Origin of the sequence: Gordonia sp. (in: high G+C Gram-positive bacteria) (assembly GCF_049647785.1) — a bacterium.
Taxonomy (GTDB): domain Bacteria; phylum Actinomycetota; class Actinomycetes; order Mycobacteriales; family Mycobacteriaceae; genus Gordonia.
Window position 1 is genome coordinate 1 of record NZ_JBARYI010000007.1, and the last position, 18,918, is coordinate 18,918.

Annotated in this window: 20 protein-coding genes, 1 pseudogene and 1 riboswitch; of the genes and pseudogenes, 9 read left to right on the plus strand and 12 right to left on the minus strand. The window is 63.5% G+C overall.

Features of this window, described 5'->3' with window-relative positions:
- The 7 genes and pseudogenes from WBA38_RS00610 to WBA38_RS00640 all read right to left on the minus strand — a co-directional run.
- Positions 1-185 (minus strand): annotated as a pseudogene (locus WBA38_RS00610) (hypothetical protein); the annotation flags it as partial.
- A 209-nt stretch (positions 186-394) separates the two neighbouring features.
- Entirely contained in the window at positions 395-1,312 is a 918-nt protein-coding gene (locus tag WBA38_RS00615; RefSeq protein WP_424296948.1) for a hypothetical protein, read from the minus strand.
- A complete protein-coding gene (locus tag WBA38_RS00620; RefSeq protein WP_424296946.1) occupies positions 1,309-1,491 on the minus strand; it encodes a hypothetical protein in 183 nt (60 codons plus the stop codon). Before WBA38_RS00620 ends, WBA38_RS00615 begins: the two co-directional genes overlap by 4 nt.
- Before the next feature lie 279 nt (positions 1,492-1,770).
- Positions 1,771-2,499 (minus strand): (2Fe-2S) ferredoxin domain-containing protein, encoded by a 729-nt coding sequence (locus WBA38_RS00625; protein ID WP_424296944.1) that lies wholly within the window; start codon positions 2,497-2,499, stop codon positions 1,771-1,773.
- Complete coding sequence (locus tag WBA38_RS00630) at positions 2,496-3,290, minus strand: ABC transporter ATP-binding protein (RefSeq protein ID WP_424321808.1); 795 nt, start codon at positions 3,288-3,290, stop codon at positions 2,496-2,498. The genes WBA38_RS00625 and WBA38_RS00630 overlap by 4 nt, the downstream gene beginning before the upstream one ends.
- On the minus strand, positions 3,287-4,327 hold the full coding sequence (locus WBA38_RS00635) for a FecCD family ABC transporter permease (protein WP_424296949.1): 1,041 nt from the start codon (positions 4,325-4,327) through the stop codon (positions 3,287-3,289). The genes WBA38_RS00630 and WBA38_RS00635 overlap by 4 nt, the downstream gene beginning before the upstream one ends.
- A 6-nt stretch (positions 4,328-4,333) precedes the next feature.
- Positions 4,334-5,302 carry an ABC transporter substrate-binding protein gene (locus tag WBA38_RS00640; RefSeq protein WP_424296940.1) on the minus strand — a complete coding sequence of 323 codons (969 nt, stop codon included), beginning with the start codon at positions 5,300-5,302 and terminating at the stop codon, positions 4,334-4,336.
- Between the two features lie 28 nt (positions 5,303-5,330).
- Positions 5,331-5,515, minus strand: a riboswitch (cobalamin riboswitch).
- Between the two features lie 107 nt (positions 5,516-5,622).
- Between WBA38_RS00640 and WBA38_RS00645 the strand changes: the two genes are divergently transcribed.
- From WBA38_RS00645 to WBA38_RS00670, 6 genes are all read left to right on the plus strand, one after another.
- Positions 5,623-7,215: a hypothetical protein gene (locus WBA38_RS00645; protein WP_424296938.1), complete on the plus strand. Its 1,593-nt coding sequence runs from the start codon at positions 5,623-5,625 to the stop codon at positions 7,213-7,215.
- Between the two features lie 68 nt (positions 7,216-7,283).
- Entirely contained in the window at positions 7,284-8,996 is a 1,713-nt protein-coding gene (ilvD, locus tag WBA38_RS00650; RefSeq protein ID WP_424321809.1) for a dihydroxy-acid dehydratase, read from the plus strand.
- 433 nt (positions 8,997-9,429) lie between these two features.
- Positions 9,430-9,837, plus strand: coding sequence for a helix-turn-helix domain-containing protein (locus tag WBA38_RS00655; protein WP_424296935.1), 408 nt, complete (start codon positions 9,430-9,432; stop codon positions 9,835-9,837).
- Positions 9,838-10,791 carry a hypothetical protein gene (locus WBA38_RS00660; protein ID WP_424321810.1) on the plus strand — a complete coding sequence of 318 codons (954 nt, stop codon included), beginning with the start codon at positions 9,838-9,840 and terminating at the stop codon, positions 10,789-10,791.
- 5 nt (positions 10,792-10,796) lie between these two features.
- Positions 10,797-11,324, plus strand: a complete 528-nt coding sequence (locus WBA38_RS00665) for an ImmA/IrrE family metallo-endopeptidase (RefSeq protein ID WP_424321811.1) — start codon at positions 10,797-10,799, stop codon at positions 11,322-11,324.
- Positions 11,321-12,277: a hypothetical protein gene (locus tag WBA38_RS00670; RefSeq protein WP_424296930.1), complete on the plus strand. Its 957-nt coding sequence runs from the start codon at positions 11,321-11,323 to the stop codon at positions 12,275-12,277. The genes WBA38_RS00665 and WBA38_RS00670 overlap by 4 nt, the downstream gene beginning before the upstream one ends.
- On the opposite strand, the gene WBA38_RS00675 is transcribed toward WBA38_RS00670, so the two are convergent.
- The gene (locus WBA38_RS00675; RefSeq protein WP_424296928.1) at positions 12,274-12,936 is read right to left on the minus strand and encodes a hypothetical protein; all 663 of its coding nucleotides are present in this window, start codon (positions 12,934-12,936) and stop codon (positions 12,274-12,276) included. The genes WBA38_RS00670 and WBA38_RS00675 overlap by 4 nt on opposite strands.
- 613 nt (positions 12,937-13,549) lie before the next feature.
- On the opposite strand from WBA38_RS00675, the gene WBA38_RS00680 reads away from it, so the two are divergent.
- Both WBA38_RS00680 and WBA38_RS00685 read left to right on the plus strand, forming a co-directional pair.
- The gene (locus WBA38_RS00680; protein ID WP_424296926.1) at positions 13,550-14,632 is read left to right on the plus strand and encodes an ATP-binding protein; all 1,083 of its coding nucleotides are present in this window, start codon (positions 13,550-13,552) and stop codon (positions 14,630-14,632) included.
- A 19-nt stretch (positions 14,633-14,651) separates the two neighbouring features.
- Positions 14,652-15,302, plus strand: a complete 651-nt coding sequence (locus WBA38_RS00685) for an NAD(P)H-binding protein (RefSeq protein WP_424321813.1) — start codon at positions 14,652-14,654, stop codon at positions 15,300-15,302.
- 67 nt (positions 15,303-15,369) lie between these two features.
- Here WBA38_RS00685 and WBA38_RS00690 read toward each other — a convergent pair whose 3' ends face one another.
- The 3 genes from WBA38_RS00690 to WBA38_RS00700 all read right to left on the minus strand — a co-directional run bounded on the left by WBA38_RS00690 (position 15,370) and on the right by WBA38_RS00700 (position 16,770).
- The gene (locus tag WBA38_RS00690; protein WP_424296922.1) at positions 15,370-15,777 is read right to left on the minus strand and encodes a DUF7144 family membrane protein; all 408 of its coding nucleotides are present in this window, start codon (positions 15,775-15,777) and stop codon (positions 15,370-15,372) included.
- A gap of 128 nt (positions 15,778-15,905) precedes the next feature.
- The gene (locus WBA38_RS00695; protein WP_424321814.1) at positions 15,906-16,145 is read right to left on the minus strand and encodes an SHOCT domain-containing protein; all 240 of its coding nucleotides are present in this window, start codon (positions 16,143-16,145) and stop codon (positions 15,906-15,908) included.
- 163 nt (positions 16,146-16,308) lie between these two features.
- Entirely contained in the window at positions 16,309-16,770 is a 462-nt protein-coding gene (locus WBA38_RS00700) for a DUF6325 family protein (RefSeq protein ID WP_424294082.1), read from the minus strand.
- A gap of 128 nt (positions 16,771-16,898) precedes the next feature.
- Here WBA38_RS00700 and WBA38_RS00705 point away from each other — a divergent pair, with 128 nt between their 5' ends.
- Positions 16,899-17,525, plus strand: a complete 627-nt coding sequence (locus WBA38_RS00705; protein ID WP_424321815.1) for a TetR/AcrR family transcriptional regulator — start codon at positions 16,899-16,901, stop codon at positions 17,523-17,525.
- On the opposite strand, the gene WBA38_RS00710 is transcribed toward WBA38_RS00705, so the two are convergent.
- Positions 17,522-18,736, minus strand: a complete 1,215-nt coding sequence (locus WBA38_RS00710) for an oxygenase MpaB family protein (protein WP_424321816.1) — start codon at positions 18,734-18,736, stop codon at positions 17,522-17,524. The genes WBA38_RS00705 and WBA38_RS00710 overlap by 4 nt on opposite strands.
- Positions 18,737-18,918 lie beyond the last annotated feature (182 nt).

An 18,918-nucleotide genomic window follows, 5' to 3' on the forward strand; every position in this document is an offset into this window, starting at 1 on the left:
GCCAGCAAAGCCGAGGTGGCGCCATCGAAGCGGCGGTTGGCACGCTCGAGGACCTCGGCGGTTTCGAGGAGTTGGCCCTCGGTGGAGGCGGTGAACACCGAGCCCGCCAGGTGGGTGGCGACCGTGCTGGCCAGGGTGGCAAGCTCAGCCGGGGCGAGCTCGGCAACTGCTTGGGTTAGGTCCATCGGGGTCACCTTCTCGCACTGTTCGTAAACTAGTTGGTGGACTAGTTCACTCTTTATTCGCTTGTATGTGTGAAGACTATCGCGAGGCTCTGACAATTTTCGTCGACCGATTGCAGCGAGGGAGAGCATCGAGGAGCCACTGACCCCCAACCCCAACAACTGCGCCCCGCCCCCAGGTTGGGGACGAGGCGCAGTCGCACTTAGAGCCGCTATCCGAGGCCGACGTCACCGCCTGAACTGGTGTCGCCAGCTCCAGCACTGACAAGGTCTCCACCACCGAAGTCCGCGGTACTGACCGGATCGCTGGGTGCCTCACTGACGGATGGCAGTTCAGCAGGAGGTGCCGGAACCTCCGGGACTTCGACTGCGGCCGGGGCATCGTCGACGATGGCTTCCGGAGCGGCCGTTGCAGCAGGAACATCCGGAGCGTCCACAACGGGTGCTGCATCAGGAAGCGTCACGGCCACCGTGTTCGCTGCGGACTCCCCGGTGTCCAGGGAGAACGCACCGGCGGTCACAGCCGATCGGCCTGCGGGAGCGCCGAGAACGCCAGCAATCAAGTCCCGCGCGCCGATGATCGCCTTGATAATGCCACCGTCGGTGAGCAGGCCAGGAATACCTTCTTCGAGCGACCCGTTCAGCATTCCGTTGGCAAATACTGCTGGCGCAACAACAAGTGCTTGGAGGGCGGCCATTGGGTCGGCCGCCTTGAGCGCGTCAATGATCGGCTGCACTGAATTGCCCGTGCTGTACACGGTGCCGATACCCATGGAGATTGCTCCCAAGCCCATCGTGACCCCCAACATGGTGGCCGACTTACTGAGGCCCAGGAGGTTGGTCAACGGCTGCTGAACGGCGTTGCCCAGCGGCCCGATCAGGCCGATCATCGGGAACAGGCCGGTCATAACCACACCGTTGAAGACCTTAACAAGCGCCTCATCGACCTGACCGGCAGCAAGGGCTTCCGCCGCCTCGATAAGGTTGGGGATCGCGAAGTTGGTCAGCATCTGGGTCATGGTGGCTGCCGCCTGAGTACCACCGCTTGCCAGAGCCGTGATGGTCTCAATCTGGTTGGCGACCAATTGCTCAAGGATCGGCATCCCCGGGCCGATAGCGTCGCCGATCACGGCCCCAAGTTCGTGAACACACCTTGCAGGAGTCCGGTGTACTCACCGAGTGGGCTCAACAGGACACCGAGCCCAGCAGAGATCGGGCTTTCGGGTTCTGCGGCAAAGGCTGGCGCGGTGTTGGCCAGCGGAGTGAGTGCGATTGCGCCTGCGCCAATGAGCGCGACGCTCGTCGTCACGCATTTGCGTGTGGGTGTGATTGTGACTCGCAACGAACGGTCCCTTCGTGAGGTTTGCCCCGACGTCAGCCAGGTGGATGGCTGTCGCCGACAGGTTATCGACCAAACGATCACTCAGTGTGATGCGTCACGTTTATTACCCGGGGTGATGGTTGTCACACCGTATTACGGTTATTTCGGTCATTCGATTCGCACGAACCCGGTATATCGCCCGCGCGCGATACGCCAAGACTGAACCTCCCTGCCCGCTTTCGCAGTTAACGACCGAGCAAGCCGCCATTAAGTGCGCTCACCCAACCACTCGGAAACGGGCGTACCTCCCGCGAGGTGCTGATCTACGACCGCCGCGACGCGGTCGGCCGTGAGCCCCGAATACCAGGCGTTATCCGGATATACGACGACCACCGGAGCCTGCGCGCACGGGAAAAGGCAACCCGTCACAGTGACGAGAACGTCGTCGTCGCCCAGGCCGCGCGCCTCGAGTTCGGCGTCGAGAACACGCGCTGACTCGCCCGACCCCTGCGCCGAACAGCGCGGCCCCCGGCACACCAGGACGTGCCGACCGAACCCAGGCACCTTCTCCCACGCAGGCGAAACCAACGGCGCGACAGTCGTTTTCGCAGGCTCACCACCGTCGTCGAGCGCCGACTCCAGCACGCCAGCGTAGGCGTCACCGTCACAGAGCGACCGCCCGATACGAACGTCGGGCACATACTGGGACGCGGTTCGCGTCCGGAGCCAATGCCCAATCACCCGGCGGAACCAGGCATCCATCTTGCGGTCGACGACCGTCTGCCCGGACACCACCAGCACCCGTCGCGCACAGGCGGCAGCGGCGCGATCGAGTTCCTCGGTAATCGTCGACGCGGTGCCGCCAAGAACCGCGACGCGAAACTCCACACCCGGCCGACGCTCGCGCAGCACGCGTAGCCCCGACTGAAGCTCGGCGGCCGGATCGTTGCCGCGATCGGTGGGTGCGGTGACGATCACCCAGTCAACGCCACTCATACGCCCGCCCTTCGCGCATGCTGATCGGCGGCACCGCACACCACCACCAGCGGAGCGCCCGTGCGCGGATGCTCAATCACCTCGGCATCAATCCCGTAAACCTGCGCTAACAGTGTGGGAGTGAGGACCTCCGTCGGTGTGCCGATCGCCTGCACCACCCCCTGATCGAGGACCACCAGTCGGTCGCAGAACATCGCTGCCAGATGCAAGTCGTGGATGGCTGCGACCACCGTCAGTTCCAGTTCTCGTACCGCACTGAGCAACTGGACGCCCGCAGAAACATCGAGATGATTGGTGGGTTCGTCGAGCACCAACACTTCGGGACGCTGAGCAAGCGCACGCGCCACCTGGACTTTCTGCCGCTCACCGCCCGAAAGGGTGTGCCACGCCCGCCGACGCAGTGGTCGAAGGCCCAGGGCATCGAGGGCCCGCTCCACATCCTGCGACGCCTCCCCCAGCGGACACCCCCAACCCGCATCGTGCGGGATGGTGCCAAGTTCGACGATCTGCTCCACCGACAAATCCAGCACCGTCGCCGAATGCTGTTCCACCTCGGCAACGGTCCGGGCAAACTCGCGGCGTCGAATAGTCTGCACGTCGCGGCCACCCAGAAGGACGCGGCCAGTGTCGGGCTTCTGCCACCGCATCAGCAACGACAGCAGCGTGGACTTACCCGAACCATTGGGCCCGATGATCCCGGTGAACTCCCCGGCGCGCGCACTGCACGTCACGTCGCTCAAGATCGGGTTGCCGTCCCGGATCACGCTGGCGCCGTACACGTCGAAGTTCATTCGGTGCCCTTCTGTCGTAGCAGCCAGATAAAGGCGGGCACCCCGATCGCCGAGGTGACGAGGCCGAGCGGCAGTTCGCGGGCGGGCAGCAAACTGCGTGCCACGATGTCCGACCACACCACGATCAACGCCCCCATCACGATCGCGAGCGGCAGCACCCGCGCGTGCAACGGGCCGACGAGGAAGCGCACCGCGTGTGGAATCACCAGGCCGACAAAGCCGATGATCCCGGACATCGCCACCAGCACTGCGGTGCATAGCGACACCAGCGCATACAGAATCCATCGCGTCCGAGAAATGTCCGTACCGAGACCGGCGGCAGCCCGCTCACCGAAGGCGAAGGTGTCGAGCGTCCGGGCATAAAACAGCACCACAACCACCGTCACACCGGTCACCGCCGCACTCAGCGCGAGCGTGTTCCACCGAACCCCCGCGACCGACCCCAGCGACCAAAACATCACCCGCTCGGCCGTCCCGTGCGGACCAAAATAGATCAGCCCCGAACTGAGGGCGGCCGCCAACTGTCCCACAGCCACGCCCGCCAGGATCAGTCGGCCGGGCAGTAGGGCCCCGCCGCGGGTCACCGCGATCGCGAACACCAACAGCAGCGCCGCCATGGCCCCGATAAACGCCGCAACAGAAACAACCGGCCCGCCGGACATGATCCCCAAGCCAAGACCGGTGCTAAGCACCACCGATGCACCCAAGGCCGCGCCGCCCGACATCCCGAGAATGTACGGATCAGCCAACTGATTGCCCGTCAACGACTGCAACACTGCACCGCACACCGCCAAACCCGCACCCACCACCGCTGCCCCAACCACCCGCGGCAGTCGTAGGTCGACGACGATGTGCTCGTCGAGCACGTTGACCCCCGAGCCGCTTCCGAGGCGACCGAGGATGGCGTCGAAGACCGTCCTCAGCGATAGATCTGCCGACCCGATCACCACGCCAAAAGCCATGCTGACCAGGAGCGCAGCCAACAGTCCCCCGGTCCAGAGCATAAAGCTCGGGGCCGGACGGACTCGTTTGCGCAACATCGCTTACCCCGCGAGCGCGTCCGACAGTCGGACCGCCCCGTCGATCAGACGAGCACCCGGTGTGCTTTCGGAGAACGGAACCACCACGTACGAGGCCCTCTTTACCGCGGAAAGATCCCGCAGCGCGGGGTCGGATTCGAGGTAGGCGCGTTTGGCAGCGGCCGGGTCCCAGCTGGCGTCGATAAGAACAATGACGTCGGGATCCGCCTTCAGCACGGCCTCCCAACTGGTGTCGGCCCAGTTGCCCGAAAGCTGACCGAACACATTGGTCGCGCCGACCGCATCCATCACCAGCTGTGGTCCGCCGCCCCGCCCGCCTACGGATGGGCTGTCGGTTTTGGCGTCCCACCACATGATCGTTCTCCCTGCCCCGGCATGCTTTGCCTTGAGCTCAGCGAGGGTGGCGCGCATCGCGTCGTTGACTTTGTCGGCTTGCTCAGTCCGGCCGAAGAGCGTGCCGTAATCGCTGGTCTCGCCGGCGACAGCCGCCCACGACGGCGCCGGCCGCGCGGACTTGTCGGCACACCCAAACGGCGAGACGTAGGCCGCAATTCCCAGGTCGGCCAACGACTGTTCGCTACCGAGCGCCTTATCGGTGAAGGCCGACGCGTACGACGCCGCCACCAGATCGGGCCGCTTCTCCAGCAGCGCCTCACGTTCGGGGTACTTGTCCGAGAGCACGTCGATCCGACCGTAGGCATCCGCCCATTTCGGCGAGATGGCGTCGTCAAGATAGGCCGTCGCAACAAGCTGTTGCGCTGCGCCGATGGCGAGCGCGGATTCCGTCGCGCCCTGATTGACGGTGATGGCCGACGTTGCAGGCTTGGCCAGCGTTACCGTCCGACCACAGTTCGCCAGCCGGATGGCCGCACCTGCATCGGTGGAACTCTCCGCTGTGGTGCAGGCACTCAGCGCCAGCACCACCGACAGACCAACAGCGGCGCTCGGGCCGAACTTCCAAAGGGTACGCAAAGCGACCCCCCTTTCCAATACTCGTGGAACTACGGGGTACGCCGCGGCCGGTCTCCTGGCTTAGCAGGGCTCCCGACGTCGTACCTTCCCGGATGCGCAAACACCCAGTGGCCGGAAATTTTCACTCCAAACGACTGTCGGACCTGCTCACAGTGGCGAGTCCGCGCCGGATTTTCACCGGACTTCCCGAACACCGTGACGTATGCGATGAGTGTATCGGCAGCCGATTTGAGTAGGATTCCGGATCTGCGAGCACTTGACCCGATACGGTCAGAGCACGATCGGCCGAGGACCGCGGGCCGAGACAACGGGGGAGTTTCATGGGCCGCACCACCACCACGCGCACCGCGCTATCCGCCGTTCTCGCCTCCACCTTTCTTGCGGCCGGTATCGGTTTGGGTTCGGCAGAGGTATCGGCACGACCATCGCCCCAACCGCTGGGTTGCGTTCCGTTCATCAGCACCTTCCAGCTGGTTCCCCCGCTGCCCGGGTTGTTTACGCCGCTACCCAGCATCAAGGGCCCGTCTGAGTTCGACGGTCTTCCGCCCGCACCGCGGCAGGAGAAGCTGCCAGCGAAGGTCGAATTCCGCGACAACACGCAGGGTTTCAACTCGAGGACCGAAGCCGTCCTGCACAACGGTCACCTGTATGCGCGGGCCCGGCATTCGTCGAAGCCGTGGCGCAAGGTCGCCACCCCCGGTTGCCTTGACGGCGAAATAGTCGCAATTTCAGTCAACAACAACATGCTGGTGGCCCTGGACAAGAACGGTTTCATCTACTCCCTCGATAACCTCCTGTCCGGACCGATGCTGTGGAATTGGACGCGCATGTTCGGCGGCCCAATCTGGTTGTGGCCAGGCATGCAGGTGCCCAACAAAGCCGCGAAGCAACCCGTCGCCAACAAGTGGTCGATCAGTCACCGGATCTCGACGAGCTTCAAAGACCCCAAGGGCGTCACCCATCCCACCACTGCCGGACTGGTTGAGTTGGTGAGCTTGGCCGACGACGGTTCGCGGATCATCTATCAGGACCCGTGGCTGCCCGCCGACTTCAGCTACGAGATCGGCGGTCCCGAGCAGGGCCGATTCCAGGCGAATGCGATCTCCACATCCGGGTCGGTGACGCTGGTGCAAAACAAGTACGGCGACATGTTTACCCGTCTCTACGACCTCGACACCGCAGGTGCCAACCACATTCCGGGCCGCTATTCTTGGCAGCCGCAACCCAAGAAGCCTTCTGCGCCAAACCAATTGGCTGAACGATTCAACCCCGGCTATGCGGCGATCGACCTGCCCGGCGAGGATTGGAAGCCTCAACCGAAGATCCCGGGGACGGTTACCTCCCGGATCACTATCCACGATTCTGGCGCTACCGCCGAAGACCGCGAACTTCGAGTGGAGGGTATGAGCGGCGGCACCACCGGCTACTGGCACAAGCCAATCACGGCGTCGACGTGGGCGTTTACCCCGACGGGCCAGCCACTGCGGGGGCAGGTGTTGCACGGCGACCCGAGCACCAACCAGACGGCCCTGACCCTCGCCCCGAAGAACAAGGTGAACTTCCGTGGCAAGCTGCCCGACGGCTGGACCATGACCACCGAAAACTTCGAGTGGGCCCAAACGAAGCATCCCGTCACCCTGACGTTGCCGACCGGCCGCACGTTCAACGTCGAGCTGTACACCACCGACGGCCTGCGCCTTCTCCCCCGCGGTCCCGGCCTCGACAACAATCCCCGCACCCTGGAGGGTGCCATCGACTTCCGCAGCGCCGCGCCCTGGCGGCCCGAGAATGCGGAACTCAATCGCCTAATCCGCAAACAGTTCAACGGTGCCCACGTCTACGAAACGAACATCCAGGCAACTAAGAACTCCCTGGCCTTCGACCGCCCCGGAGTGGTGCTTGTAAGGAAGTAGCGGACCGGCCCCGAGGCCGAAGCGGGCGAACTCGTGACCTCCATCCCAATCAGCACTATCGTCAGAGCATGGCTACCGACTCCACCGGCAACAATCCCGACATCAAGCCCCGTAGCCGCGATGTGACCGACGGTCTGGAGCGAACTGCCGCGCGCGGCATGCTCCGGGCGGTCGGCATGGGCGACGACGACTGGGGGAAACCACAGATCGGGGTCGGCTCGTCGTGGAACGAGATCACACCCTGCAACCTCTCGCTCGACCGCCTCGCTAAGGCCGTTAAAGAGGGAGTCCACGAGGGCGGCGGGTTTCCGATGGAGTTCGGAACCATCTCCGTTTCCGACGGCATCTCCATGGGCCACGAGGGAATGCACTTCTCGCTGGTGTCACGCGAGGTGATTGCCGACAGCGTCGAAACTGTGATGAGCGCTGAACGCCTCGACGGGTCCGTTCTGTTGGCTGGCTGCGACAAGTCGCTGCCCGGAATGCTCATGGCCGCGGCGCGACTCGATCTCGCGTCGGTCTTTCTCTATGCCGGTTCAACCCTGCCCGGATACGCGAAACTCTCGGACGGATCCGAGCATCAAGTCACCATTATCGATGCCTTCGAAGCCGTCGGTGCCTGTGCGCGCGGACTCATGAAACGCGAAGACGTCGACACTATCGAACGCGCCATTTGCCCCGGCGAAGGCGCGTGCGGCGGCATGTACACCGCCAACACCATGGCCAGCGCCGCCGAAGCACTCGGCATGTCTCTGCCCGGAAGCGCCGCACCGCCGGCCCCCGACCGGCGCCGCGATGGCTTTGCCCGCGAATCGGGGAAGGCGGTCGTCGAAATGCTGCGCCGCGGAATCACCGCGCGCGACATCATGACGAAGGAAGCATTCGAGAACGCGATCGCCGTGGTGATGGCATTCGGCGGGTCCACCAACGCCGTGCTGCATCTGCTGGCGATCGCCTACGAAGCCCATGTTGAACTCTCGCTCGACGACTTCAAACGCGTCGGCGCCCGGGTTCCACATCTGGCTGACGTCAAGCCCTTCGGCCAGCACGTCATGACCGACGTCGACCGCATCGGCGGCGTCCCTGTGATTATGAAAGCACTGCTCGACGCCAGTCTCCTCCACGGCGACTGCCTCACCGTGACGGGCAAGACCGTCGCTGAGAATCTCGCCGACATCGCCCCACCCGACCCCGACGGCCTCGTTCTGCACGCGATGAAGAACCCCATCCACCCCACCGGCGGCATCACCATTTTGAACGGAACGCTGGCCCCGGGCGGCGCGGTCGTGAAGTCAGCGGGCTTCGATTCCGACGTCTTTGAGGGCGTCGCCAGAGTCTTCGACCGGGAACGCGCAGCCATGGATGCCCTCGAGGACGGCACCATCACGGCGGGCGACGTCGTTGTGATCTGCTACGAAGGCCCCAAGGGCGGGCCGGGCATGCGCGAAATGTTGGCGATCACCGGTGCCATCAAGGGCGCGGGCCTCGGCAAAGATGTATTGCTGCTGACCGACGGGCGCTTTTCCGGCGGAACCACCGGACTGTGCGTGGGCCACGTGGCTCCGGAAGCCGTGGATCGCGGGCCGATTTCCGTGGTCGAAGATGGCGACCGAATCCGGCTCGACGTGGCGCAGGGAACGCTCGACATCCTGGTCGACGAGGCGGTACTGGCTGAGCGAGCGAAGAGCTTTGTTCCGCTTCCGCCCCGCTACACGCGCGGGGTCCTTGCCAAGTACTCAAAGCTGGTGACGTCGGCGTCTAATGGTGCAATCTGCGAGTAGTAGTTGGCCTTGCGCCGGTGGCGGATGCTCCCCCCCAGGATTTCACCCGCCACCAGCAGACAAGCCACATGTGATTGCGCAATGCGTTCAGTCACCCGAACACCCAGTTACCTTATAGCAACCTTGCCAATGACCCCAAGGTAAGTTGCGTCACACCCCAGCATAACTATGTTTATGCAGGCCAATTGCGCCATGGTGAATTTATATCATCGCGGTGAAAATCAAATTCTGCGACCTGAGGTGATCACCGGAATACTTAACGGTTATCGAAGGTTGCTAGAATTGCCGATGAGTTAACCGACCCAGCGAAGTCATGCCAACTTCGTCATCCGCGTCACAGTACAGGCGCTGGCTTCAGGGCTTCGGGATAGGCTCAATGGGTTAAAACCGACTAATCCCCGACCGAGACGGCAAATAGACACGAGAAGGCACGATGGACGAAGGTTTTGCAGGGCGGCTCAATAAGCTGTTCGAAACGGTGCACCCGCCAGGCCGCAGGCCGCATACCAATGCGGAAGTCGCGGCCACCTTGTCGTCGGAAGGCCACCGGATCTCCAAGCCGTACCTCTCCCAGTTGCGCAACGGCCACCGTACAAATCCGTCGCCGGACACCATCGCCGCGCTCGCCCGTTTCTTCAAGGTGAAGCCCGACTACTTCTACGACGACGTCTACGCCGCCCGCATCGACCACGACCTCGAATTGCTTTCGCAATTGCGAGGGCACGGCCTGCGTCGACTTTCGAGCCGCGCGTTCGATCTGTCCGCCGAGTCTCAGGAAATGCTCGCGACCATGGCCGAAAAGCTGCGCCGCGGCGAAGGACTCCCGGAAAGCCCCGAGTAGTTGCCACGTAAACCCCTGCGTGGTGCATCTCCGCGTACCGCGCGCGCCCTCGGTGCGGCCGCCATTGCGCTCGGCACCCTCGCTGCGTCGTTGGTGTTGACCTCGACGGTGTCCGCCGAACCGGCATGTGGCTTGGCGTGTGCAGACGACGGCGGCGACGCCGCACGCCACCACCCCACGCGTACGACACACCCGACCCATCCAACTCATCCGACGCACACCCACACCACACGTCCGGAAACAACCGCAACCGATCCCACTACAACGGATCCCACGGCGACGGACACCACGACCGACACGACCGACACCACACCAACCGATCCCACAACGACGGATCCCACAGTGCCGGACACGACGTCAACCACCACTAGCCCCACAGGCCCAACCACGCAGCCCAGCACAGGCGGAGGCATCACCGGCGGTGGCGCTATCGGGGGTGGCACTACCGGGGGTTCCCAATCCAACCTCGGCGGCGGTGGAGGTGGCAGCGGATCGCCCTATCCGACCATCGAAGTTCCGGTGGCCCCCAACCTGCCCCAGGCACCAACTTCGCCCGGATCCCCCAATGCTCCCGGCAACCCAAACGCTCCCGGCAACCCGAGTTCTCCGGGGTCGTCAGCGCAGAACCAGGCCCCGAAACAAGCGCAGCGACCAAACTCCGCCGCGAACCCTGTACCGGCTAATCCCGCTAACCCCGCAAATCCGGCCCCGAACTCCGCCAACGCTGTTCGCGATAGCGCCCAAGAGTCGTCGAACACCGAGGCGCCGCAGGCCGTCGCAGCCGCCGCGTCTAACGGCCCCACCGCCGGTCAGCTCGGCGCCGCCGCGGGTGGCGTCGCCGGGATGCTGTTGGTCGGAACCGCTTCTGGCGCAGTAACTCTCCGCAGCGCCAGGGCAGCTCGAGTCCGCGTCAATGCCGCGCGTGCCGAGTTCCTGAGCCCAACGGAGCGTTAATCCCAATGGCCACACAGAATCGCTCGAACACGCCACGTCGCTCACATCGACGAGTCCACGCCGCAGTCGATGCCGTTCTCGACGTGGCCTCGCAGAAACACGCGAACTCCCTCGAAGAGGTCGTCTACGCGGTCGGCGAAAGTCGGCGCCGGGACATCAAGGTGACAGTCGACGACCTCGCCCCCGGCGTGTGGGGGCAACGCCGCGAATACGACAGTTACGACGAGATAATTCTTGCCAAGTCACTACCCAGCGAAGCCCGAACGCTGGCCCACGAGTTGGGGCACATCGTCTTTCGTCACCCTGGCAACACCACCGACTCGGCGACAGAGGCCGCCGAAGACGATCTGATCGCCTACATGCTCGGCCTCGCGTCCAGCGACTCCGACACCGAACCACTATCGGCTTCCGAGTTAGCCCTGCAGGAGTGGGAAGCCGAAGCGTTCGCCGCGCAACTCCTCCAACGACTCAGCCACCTGGACCGAAGCAATACTTGGCGGCCAATGCTGCGGTACGACGAGGCCTTCGGTTGACCGGCCTCACCTGGGTAATCGCCGCCCTGTGCGCCGCGGCAGTCGGGGCCCGGCTCGGCCGACTGACGATCCGACCGCCGTCGTTGGCCCGCAGTTCCGTCGCGGTAGCCGCAATCGCCATGACCGCTGCAGCCGCAGTCCGTACGCCCACCGTCGCCGTCGTGATTTCGCCGAACGACGGCAGCCTGGCGACCCGCGTTTTCATCGGTTGCTGGGTGGTGGTGTCCGCAGCAACCGCGCTCATTGCCGCCGCCGCGTGGCCGCGCGTGAGCCGTCGCACGCTCACGATCGCCACCGTGCTCATTCCGCTGGCAGCAATCGCCGATCTGATCGCGATCACCGTGACCGACAACATCGCCGTCGGATCGTGGTTTATCGTGGCGGTCGGCGTCTTTGCCTTGGTGGTAGGCCTGCGCTATATCGCCTGGAATCCACTGGGCCGCGCCATCGCCGGCTATCTGGCTGGCCTATTGGTGGTGGTCGCGATCCTCCTGGCAAACCCGTCCAGCACCGATCCGACAAACCCGTGGTGGGCCATCGCAATCATCATCTTGAGCCTCGCTTGCTGCTCGGTGATGATCGAATCCTGGTTCAGCGCGTCCGCAGTACTCCGCCAAACCAGCGCACTGTGGAACACACTCCTCGCCTCACACCCGGAGTTGGTCGAAGCCGATTATCAGTCGACAGTCACCGTGTTGAAGGCCGACGATCGCGTCTCACAGATCCTCGACGGCCTGTATCTGCACGCCGGAGCGGGACTGGTCCCCATGGGAAACATTGATACCGAGCTCAGCCCCCAGGCCCGCGCCCAGACGATTGCCGGCTGGCTACGCGGACCCGAAGGAACGCCGGTGGAGAGTGATCTACTGACGACGCCGCCCGGCCTCTCCGATCGTCGCTGGGTGCGAATGATCGCGAGCGAATACGACCGAGCGGCGTCGACGACGACCTAGGTGGTAGCGCTTGCCGGTACTGCTGCGCGACGCTCTGCCGAGGCGACTCCACGCCGCGGCGGCCGCTCGGTGACGAGCCCGTACATGGGACGGCCTTCCCACTCCCTGGTGTCGAAGACCATCGCGCCCCAACCGCGCACAAACCAGTCCCGCACGTGCGACGACCCCGTCCAGCAGTAGAACGGGCGATCGTTCTCGTGGCAGAAGTCCTCGACCTTTACGGTCATGTCGTAAAGCATCGGGCCGCCGCGATACTTAGGTTCGACGACGCTGAGAACGCAGCAAACCGCGTCTTCTACCGGAAGCGGGAGCGGCTGGGTGGTCCACAGGTTGGCCAGGCGCTCGCGGAGCCCCGGAGTTTGCGCGGCGACAGCTACATCGGCCGGGGTGATCGGCGGTTGCCCATCTGGCGACAAGTTGACGTCGTGGGGCTGCCACACGAGGACGCCAACCAGGCGCCCTTCCTCGCGGGCCCCGACTACACAGCCGACGCGCTGCAATGGACGCAGGAGTAGTTCCGCCAACCACTCGCACTTTTCCTCGTCGTCGACGTGTTCGCCGAGCAACCACTGGTAGAGGGGAATTTCAGCGACGCCTCTGGCGATGAGCTTCACCGCGGCATCCACGTTTGCGTCGTCGAGGGTAAAGATTTCAGGCATGGAAAGCCTCCTAAGGGGAGGTGGGAGGGTTTGCAACACAAATGAGTTTGGGCCGCCTCCGAAGTACGGAGACGGCCCAACTCAGTCTTTAACGACTGCGACTAATCGCTCGAGCCGCCGGTCAGTGCGTCGATGATCGGTCCGAGGAAGTCGATTTCCAAGCGGATGGGACCGTCAGCAATGATGTGCTTCTTTCTCTAAGGGGAGGGTACTGCGAACAAGTAGTAGAGATTTTGTTCGCACGAACAAACGAACCTTGTCGCTTGAACGCACTACTCATATTGCTCGAAGATGTAGCCCGGGTCACACCTGGATCAGCCGTTATCTAACCGTTATGTTCTAAACGTCCGATTCTGACTGTTTTGCAATGTGTCCTGTCGCTCGAAAATTACCGACACACAGGACATTTCGACCCGGAGTGGCCCGTTTGGTGTCACCCAAACTGGGGCCCTGTCGAATGAGCCGCAACCCGCGTTATCGGGACATGGGACATATCGGACAGCATGATTTAGATGTTTGCAGAGCTCGCACCAACCAGACCACCGAGGCCGGGCGCACTGTGAGTACCAGACGAGAAGCACGTCACACGACAGACGACTACTAAACTTCAGCCATGGCTTCTGAACTACCCATCGGCACGCATCTCGATTCCGACAGTCCCGCCAATCTGCGCGCGGAAAAACTCAACCGCCATACCTTCTGGTGCGGCCAGAGTGGTTCCGGCAAGACCTATTCACTAGGCGTGATGCTGGAACAGATCCTCCTCAACACGAAACTGCCGATCGTGGTTTTCGACCCCAACTCCGACTTTGTGCGTCTCGGCGAGATCCGGGACGACGCGACGCCGGCGGCGGCCGCCGAGCTCGCCCAACGGTCCGTTCACGTACTGCACTCCAAGCCCGGCGATGGCCAGCAATTGCGGGTGAGGTTCGTCGACATGGACATCCGGTCGCGGGCCGCAGTGCTCAAACTCGACCCGATCCACGACGCCGCCGAATACAACACCATGCTTCGCGTCCGCGACATTGAACTACCCGCCCGGGGGGAACCCCTGGTCGACCTCCTACGGAACAGCGACGATCCGGCCTTCCATTCCATCGCCCGTCGAATTGAGAACCTCGGCGTCGTCGAGTGGGATATGTGGGCGTACGACGACCAGGACGTCACGGCCGTGGTGCATTCCCGACCGGATGCGACGATCGTCGACCTCGGCTCGTTTGAAGTGAAAGAACAGATGCAGACCGCGGCCCTGGCCGTGCTGGACGACCTGTGGGCGCATCGGCACGACCGCATCGGACGGCTCATCGTGATCGATGAGGCCCACAATCTGTGTTCCCCCAGCCCGGGCACACCGTTGGAGCACTTGCTGACCGACCGGATCGTCCAGATTGCCGCCGAGGGCCGCAAGTACGGGCTGTGGTTGCTGCTTTCGACGCAACGACCGTCAAAGGTGCATCCGAATGCCCTTTCACAGTGCGACAACCTCGCCCTGATGCGGATGAGTTCGGCGCACGACCTCGAAGACCTCGCCCGGACCTTCGGCTACGCCCCCAGTGAACTCCTCGACCGGGCGATGACGTTTGGCCAAGGGCAGGCGTTGTTCGCTGGCGGTTTCACGGCAGAACCACAGTTAGTGCAGGTTGGCACCCGCCTGACGCACGAGGGCGGCTCGGACGTCGCGGTGCCGCTGCGCTAACGGGAGTACGGTCGACGCCATGGCTGACATCATTATTTTTGGCGGTCACGGCAAGGTCGCTCTACTGCTGGCACCGCTCCTGATTGAGCGAGGCGACACCGTCACGTCCGTGATCCGAAACCCCGCCCACGCTGATGAGGTCGCCGCCACGGGCGCGACCCCGCTTGTCCTCGACGTCGAAACGGCCACCCAGCAGCAACTGGCGGCAGCCATCGCGGGCTTCGATGCCGTGGTCTTTAGTGCGGGGGCCGGGGGCGGCAATCCCGCACGCACCTATGCCGTCGACCGAGATGCGGCCATCAGGTCGATGCGGGCGACGCTCGACGCTGGCGTCCGCCGGTACCTCATGGTGTCGTACCTGGGCGCTGGACCAGATCACGGAGTCCCCGACGACAGTTCGTTCTTCGCCTATGCCGAAGCCAAGGCCGCAGCCGACACCGCGCTGCGGGCGACCGACCTCGACTGGACCATCCTGATGCCGGGGGCACTGACCCTAGACGAGCCGTCGGGACTCATCGATCCGACAGCTCAACGCGCCCCGGGCAATGCTGGCACGTCCCGAGCCAACGTCGCCTTGGTTGCCGCGGCGGCACTCCATGCCCCCGCGACAATCCACACCGATATCCCCTTCACCGACGGGTCGGTCCCGATCGCCGACGTTGTGAAATAGAGAATGTGGTGAGGCAAAAATAACGCTCGACCCGCGGCGCGGGTCGAGCGTTATTTCCGTTGCGCTGCTACGCAGCGCGCCAGGTCGAGACCGCCCAGATGATGATGACGTCGATAGCGATGATCAGGATCGACCACCACGGGTAGTACGGCAGCCAGAGGAAGTTCGCGATGATCGAAATCGATGCGATGACGATCGCCGCGACCCGTGCCCAAGTTGCCCCGGCAATCATTCCGCATGCAATCGCGATGGCGATGGCACCGATGATGATGTGAATCCAGCCCCAGCCGGTTAGGTCCACCGAGAACACGTAGTTCAGTGTGGGGACAAACAACTCGTCTTTGGCTACGGCCGAGATGCCCTGGAGTACTCCAAGGATGCCGCCGACAAACAGCAGCATTGCCGCCGCGAAGGTGGCGCCGCCAGCGATTCCCTGCTTGACAGGGCTTAGCTCACGGTTGTCGGGAGAGGACATGACGTGCTCCGATCAGTGAGATGAACATGGTCGCCTACTATCTTCCCCTTGTGTCACTCCAGTATCGCCCGCTTCGAGTGATTTGCTCCCAAAATCTTCACTCCACCGCGGCAGCTAAGCCGACAACATTAGCCGAGGAGCTTAGCTTTTGCCGCCGCGAATTCTTCAGCGGTCAGCAGCCCCTGCGTGTGCAGTTCGCCGAGCTTCGACAATTCCGCAATCAGGTCCGACGAGCCGCCAGCCGCCGACTGCGGTGCCGGCTGCTGCTGTGCGAACTGTTGTTGCTGGGCTTGCTGTTGCGCGTACTGCTGCTCGGCAATGTACTGCTGCTGCGCTTGTTGCTGAGCCTGCTCTTGCCGACGGTTCATCTGTCGGTTTTGCACAGCCCCGGCGGTGCCGGTGACAACAGCGGTCCGGGCCGCTAGTCCAATAAGGCCAGGTCGACCATTTCTTCTAATCACGATCATTTCCCTTCAGCGACGACAATTGTCGTCGACGGCTCTTTCAGAACGGTGAGCGGTACAACCGCAGTTATTCTCCGGTCTGAAGCTCGGCTTCGTCCATCGCCACAATTTCATTCACGATGGTGGCTGGAATACGTTCGACGGCAACAACTTCCGCACCGCTTGCGGCAAGCCGATGAGCGAGGTCGCGGGCCCACACCAATTCGAACGCCACGATAGCGGCAGCGGCACCGGGTTCCAGATCCGCCGCCAGGAGGTCGATGTCCTCGTTGCTGGTGAGGCCCGGAACCACGAGTTCCACGTTGAGATCTTCAAGACCGCCCGCGTCGAGTTCGAGTTCTTGAATCTCAACAACACCGGAGTCGGTCTTCTTGACCGTCACGAAGTCGACCACCCGGATTACGCCAGCGCGCACTTGCTGCACCAATGCCGCGATCACGTCGGGTGCTGCCGCCCCGTCTGGCAGCGTGACGAGATTCAACTCGACCGGCCCCAACGTGCCCGAACCGGCAACAGACTTCTCGACCATGCTGCGTTCCCCTCGTCGTACAGAGTTTCTGTGCCACTTACACTATGACACCGAACTCCGACATTTCTGTGTCGGCGCGGAATCAACTATGAGTCCGCAGCAGAGCGCTGGCCACTAGGATTGGCCCGATGGCTTCCACCACTGCACCGCGACAGCGCGCCGAGCATCTCGGCCCGGAACGTCGTCGACCCCAAATTCTCGACGCCGCACTGGATATCGCTGTGTCAGAAGGGGTTTCGGCAGTTACTGTCGCCTCCGTCGCCGAGCGGCTGAACGTTACCAGGCCCGTCATCTATACGTGCTTCGCAAACCGTGTCGAGATGATCGCCGAGTTAGTGAAGCGCGAGGAGAACCGACTCAAATTATCGGTGATGGCCGTCTTGCATAACCGCGCCGCCGACGCCGACGCCTCGGTCTTCATCGACGGATTCCGCGCACTGTTGGAGACCGTCGCCGATCAGCCAAACACGTGGCGGCTGGTGTACGGCTCCCCAGATTCGGAGGTCGCCGAATTCTTTGGCCGCGGCCGCGCCGCCGCTTTTGAACGCTGCATGAAGCTACTGCGCCCGACACTCGTCGCTTGGGGAATGTCCGACGAAGACGTCACCAAGAAGCTGTATCCCCTCGTGGAATTGTGGGTTTCGGCCAGCGAGGCCGCCGTCCGCACCCTTCTATCCGGCCCCGAGTGGACGCCAGACGACCTCGCCGAATTCCTCGGCAACAGCGTGTACCAGGCGTTGCGGACGGCGATTTAGCGCCGCAGGGCTTTTGTGGCGTCGAACTGCTCTTCGCGCTGTCCCATGTGCCAGGCGTGCCAACGACGCCAGCGCCGCATGGACCCGCGCTGCCACCACTCGTCGACGGCGGGGCTGACGCGGCGTGCAAGTTCGACGCCCACAATAAACGGGGTGCGCAGGAACAGAATGGCCAGTCCCGGAAGTCCGCTCGGGAGGCGGTAGTCGCGGCGATTCCACGGGAGCATAAAGAGTCGCGTGTACCCGGCCTGCAGGTGCAGATGAAACTTGGCGCGCAGGCGCGCGACGCCGCGAACGCTCGGCGCTGGCTCAAACGAGGGCACAAACGATTCGACGAGTTCGGCACCGAGCGAGCCGGAATCGTGCTTGCGGGTCGCGTCGAAGTAGTAGAGCAACCGCAAGCCGTCGCGGTAGGTGGTCGGATACATGTCGTCGACGCTGCAGCCCACCAGGTGTCCGAGGTAGCGGTTGTAGTGCAGAACGGCGCGGACCTCGGCGGGGCTGGTGAGGAAACCCAGTCCCATCAGACCGAATGCCGGTCCCACACTGCCGCCGAGGAGGGTCAGCATCATTTCGCTTTGGCTGATCGGCAGTCCGTGCGCTTTCGCATCCCATTCCGGATGGGAGGCCACCCGCGCGCGAACCGACACGTGCATCACGCGGACCTTCAGCGACAGTTCACGCGCCTTGGACCCCGGCGTTAGGACGGCGCCGGGCTGGCACACTTCCAGCCACCACTTGCTGGTCTCGAGGTAGCGGTTCAGTGCACTGCTTCCGGCGTAACCGCCAGCCAACGACAGCGGGACGGCAAGGGACCCTTCGGTGTAGGTGTCCATGGTTCCGGCGTTGCCGACCGCGCCCATGTTGTAGCCCCACCGGCGCCAGACTGCCGCCCCCTGCTCAATGAGGTCGGGATCGAGCCAGTCGGGGATGGTTTCAAATTCGTTGAACAGGGCGCGCATGGATTCGGGGGCGTCGGGCACCTTGTCGATCCCGACGCGGAGCGCTTCGTCGAGCATTGCCGCTGCTGCCGCACCCCCCATCTCGCCGTGGTAGGTCTCGGCGACAAACGCTTCGGCGGTCGGATCACCGGCGGTCTGTCCCGCCTGGAACGCTGCGCGGACGTCGTCCGTCGGAAACAATTCGACGCGCGTGGCCCGCTTAACTCGATCCCGCAGCCGCTGATGCCCCGGCGATACCGTCAGTTCCATTGCCCGCTCCCCTCATCTCCCCTGAGACTACTTGACAAGATCGTCTCACTCCGCCCTTCCACGAAACCCGTCCCGGCTGTTCTCGCATGATGCGTCGATTCCCGCACTATGTCGGACATAGTGCGGGACTCGACGCATCATGCGAGAACGGGAGGAGCGGAGCGACGAACCCGGGGTTAGGC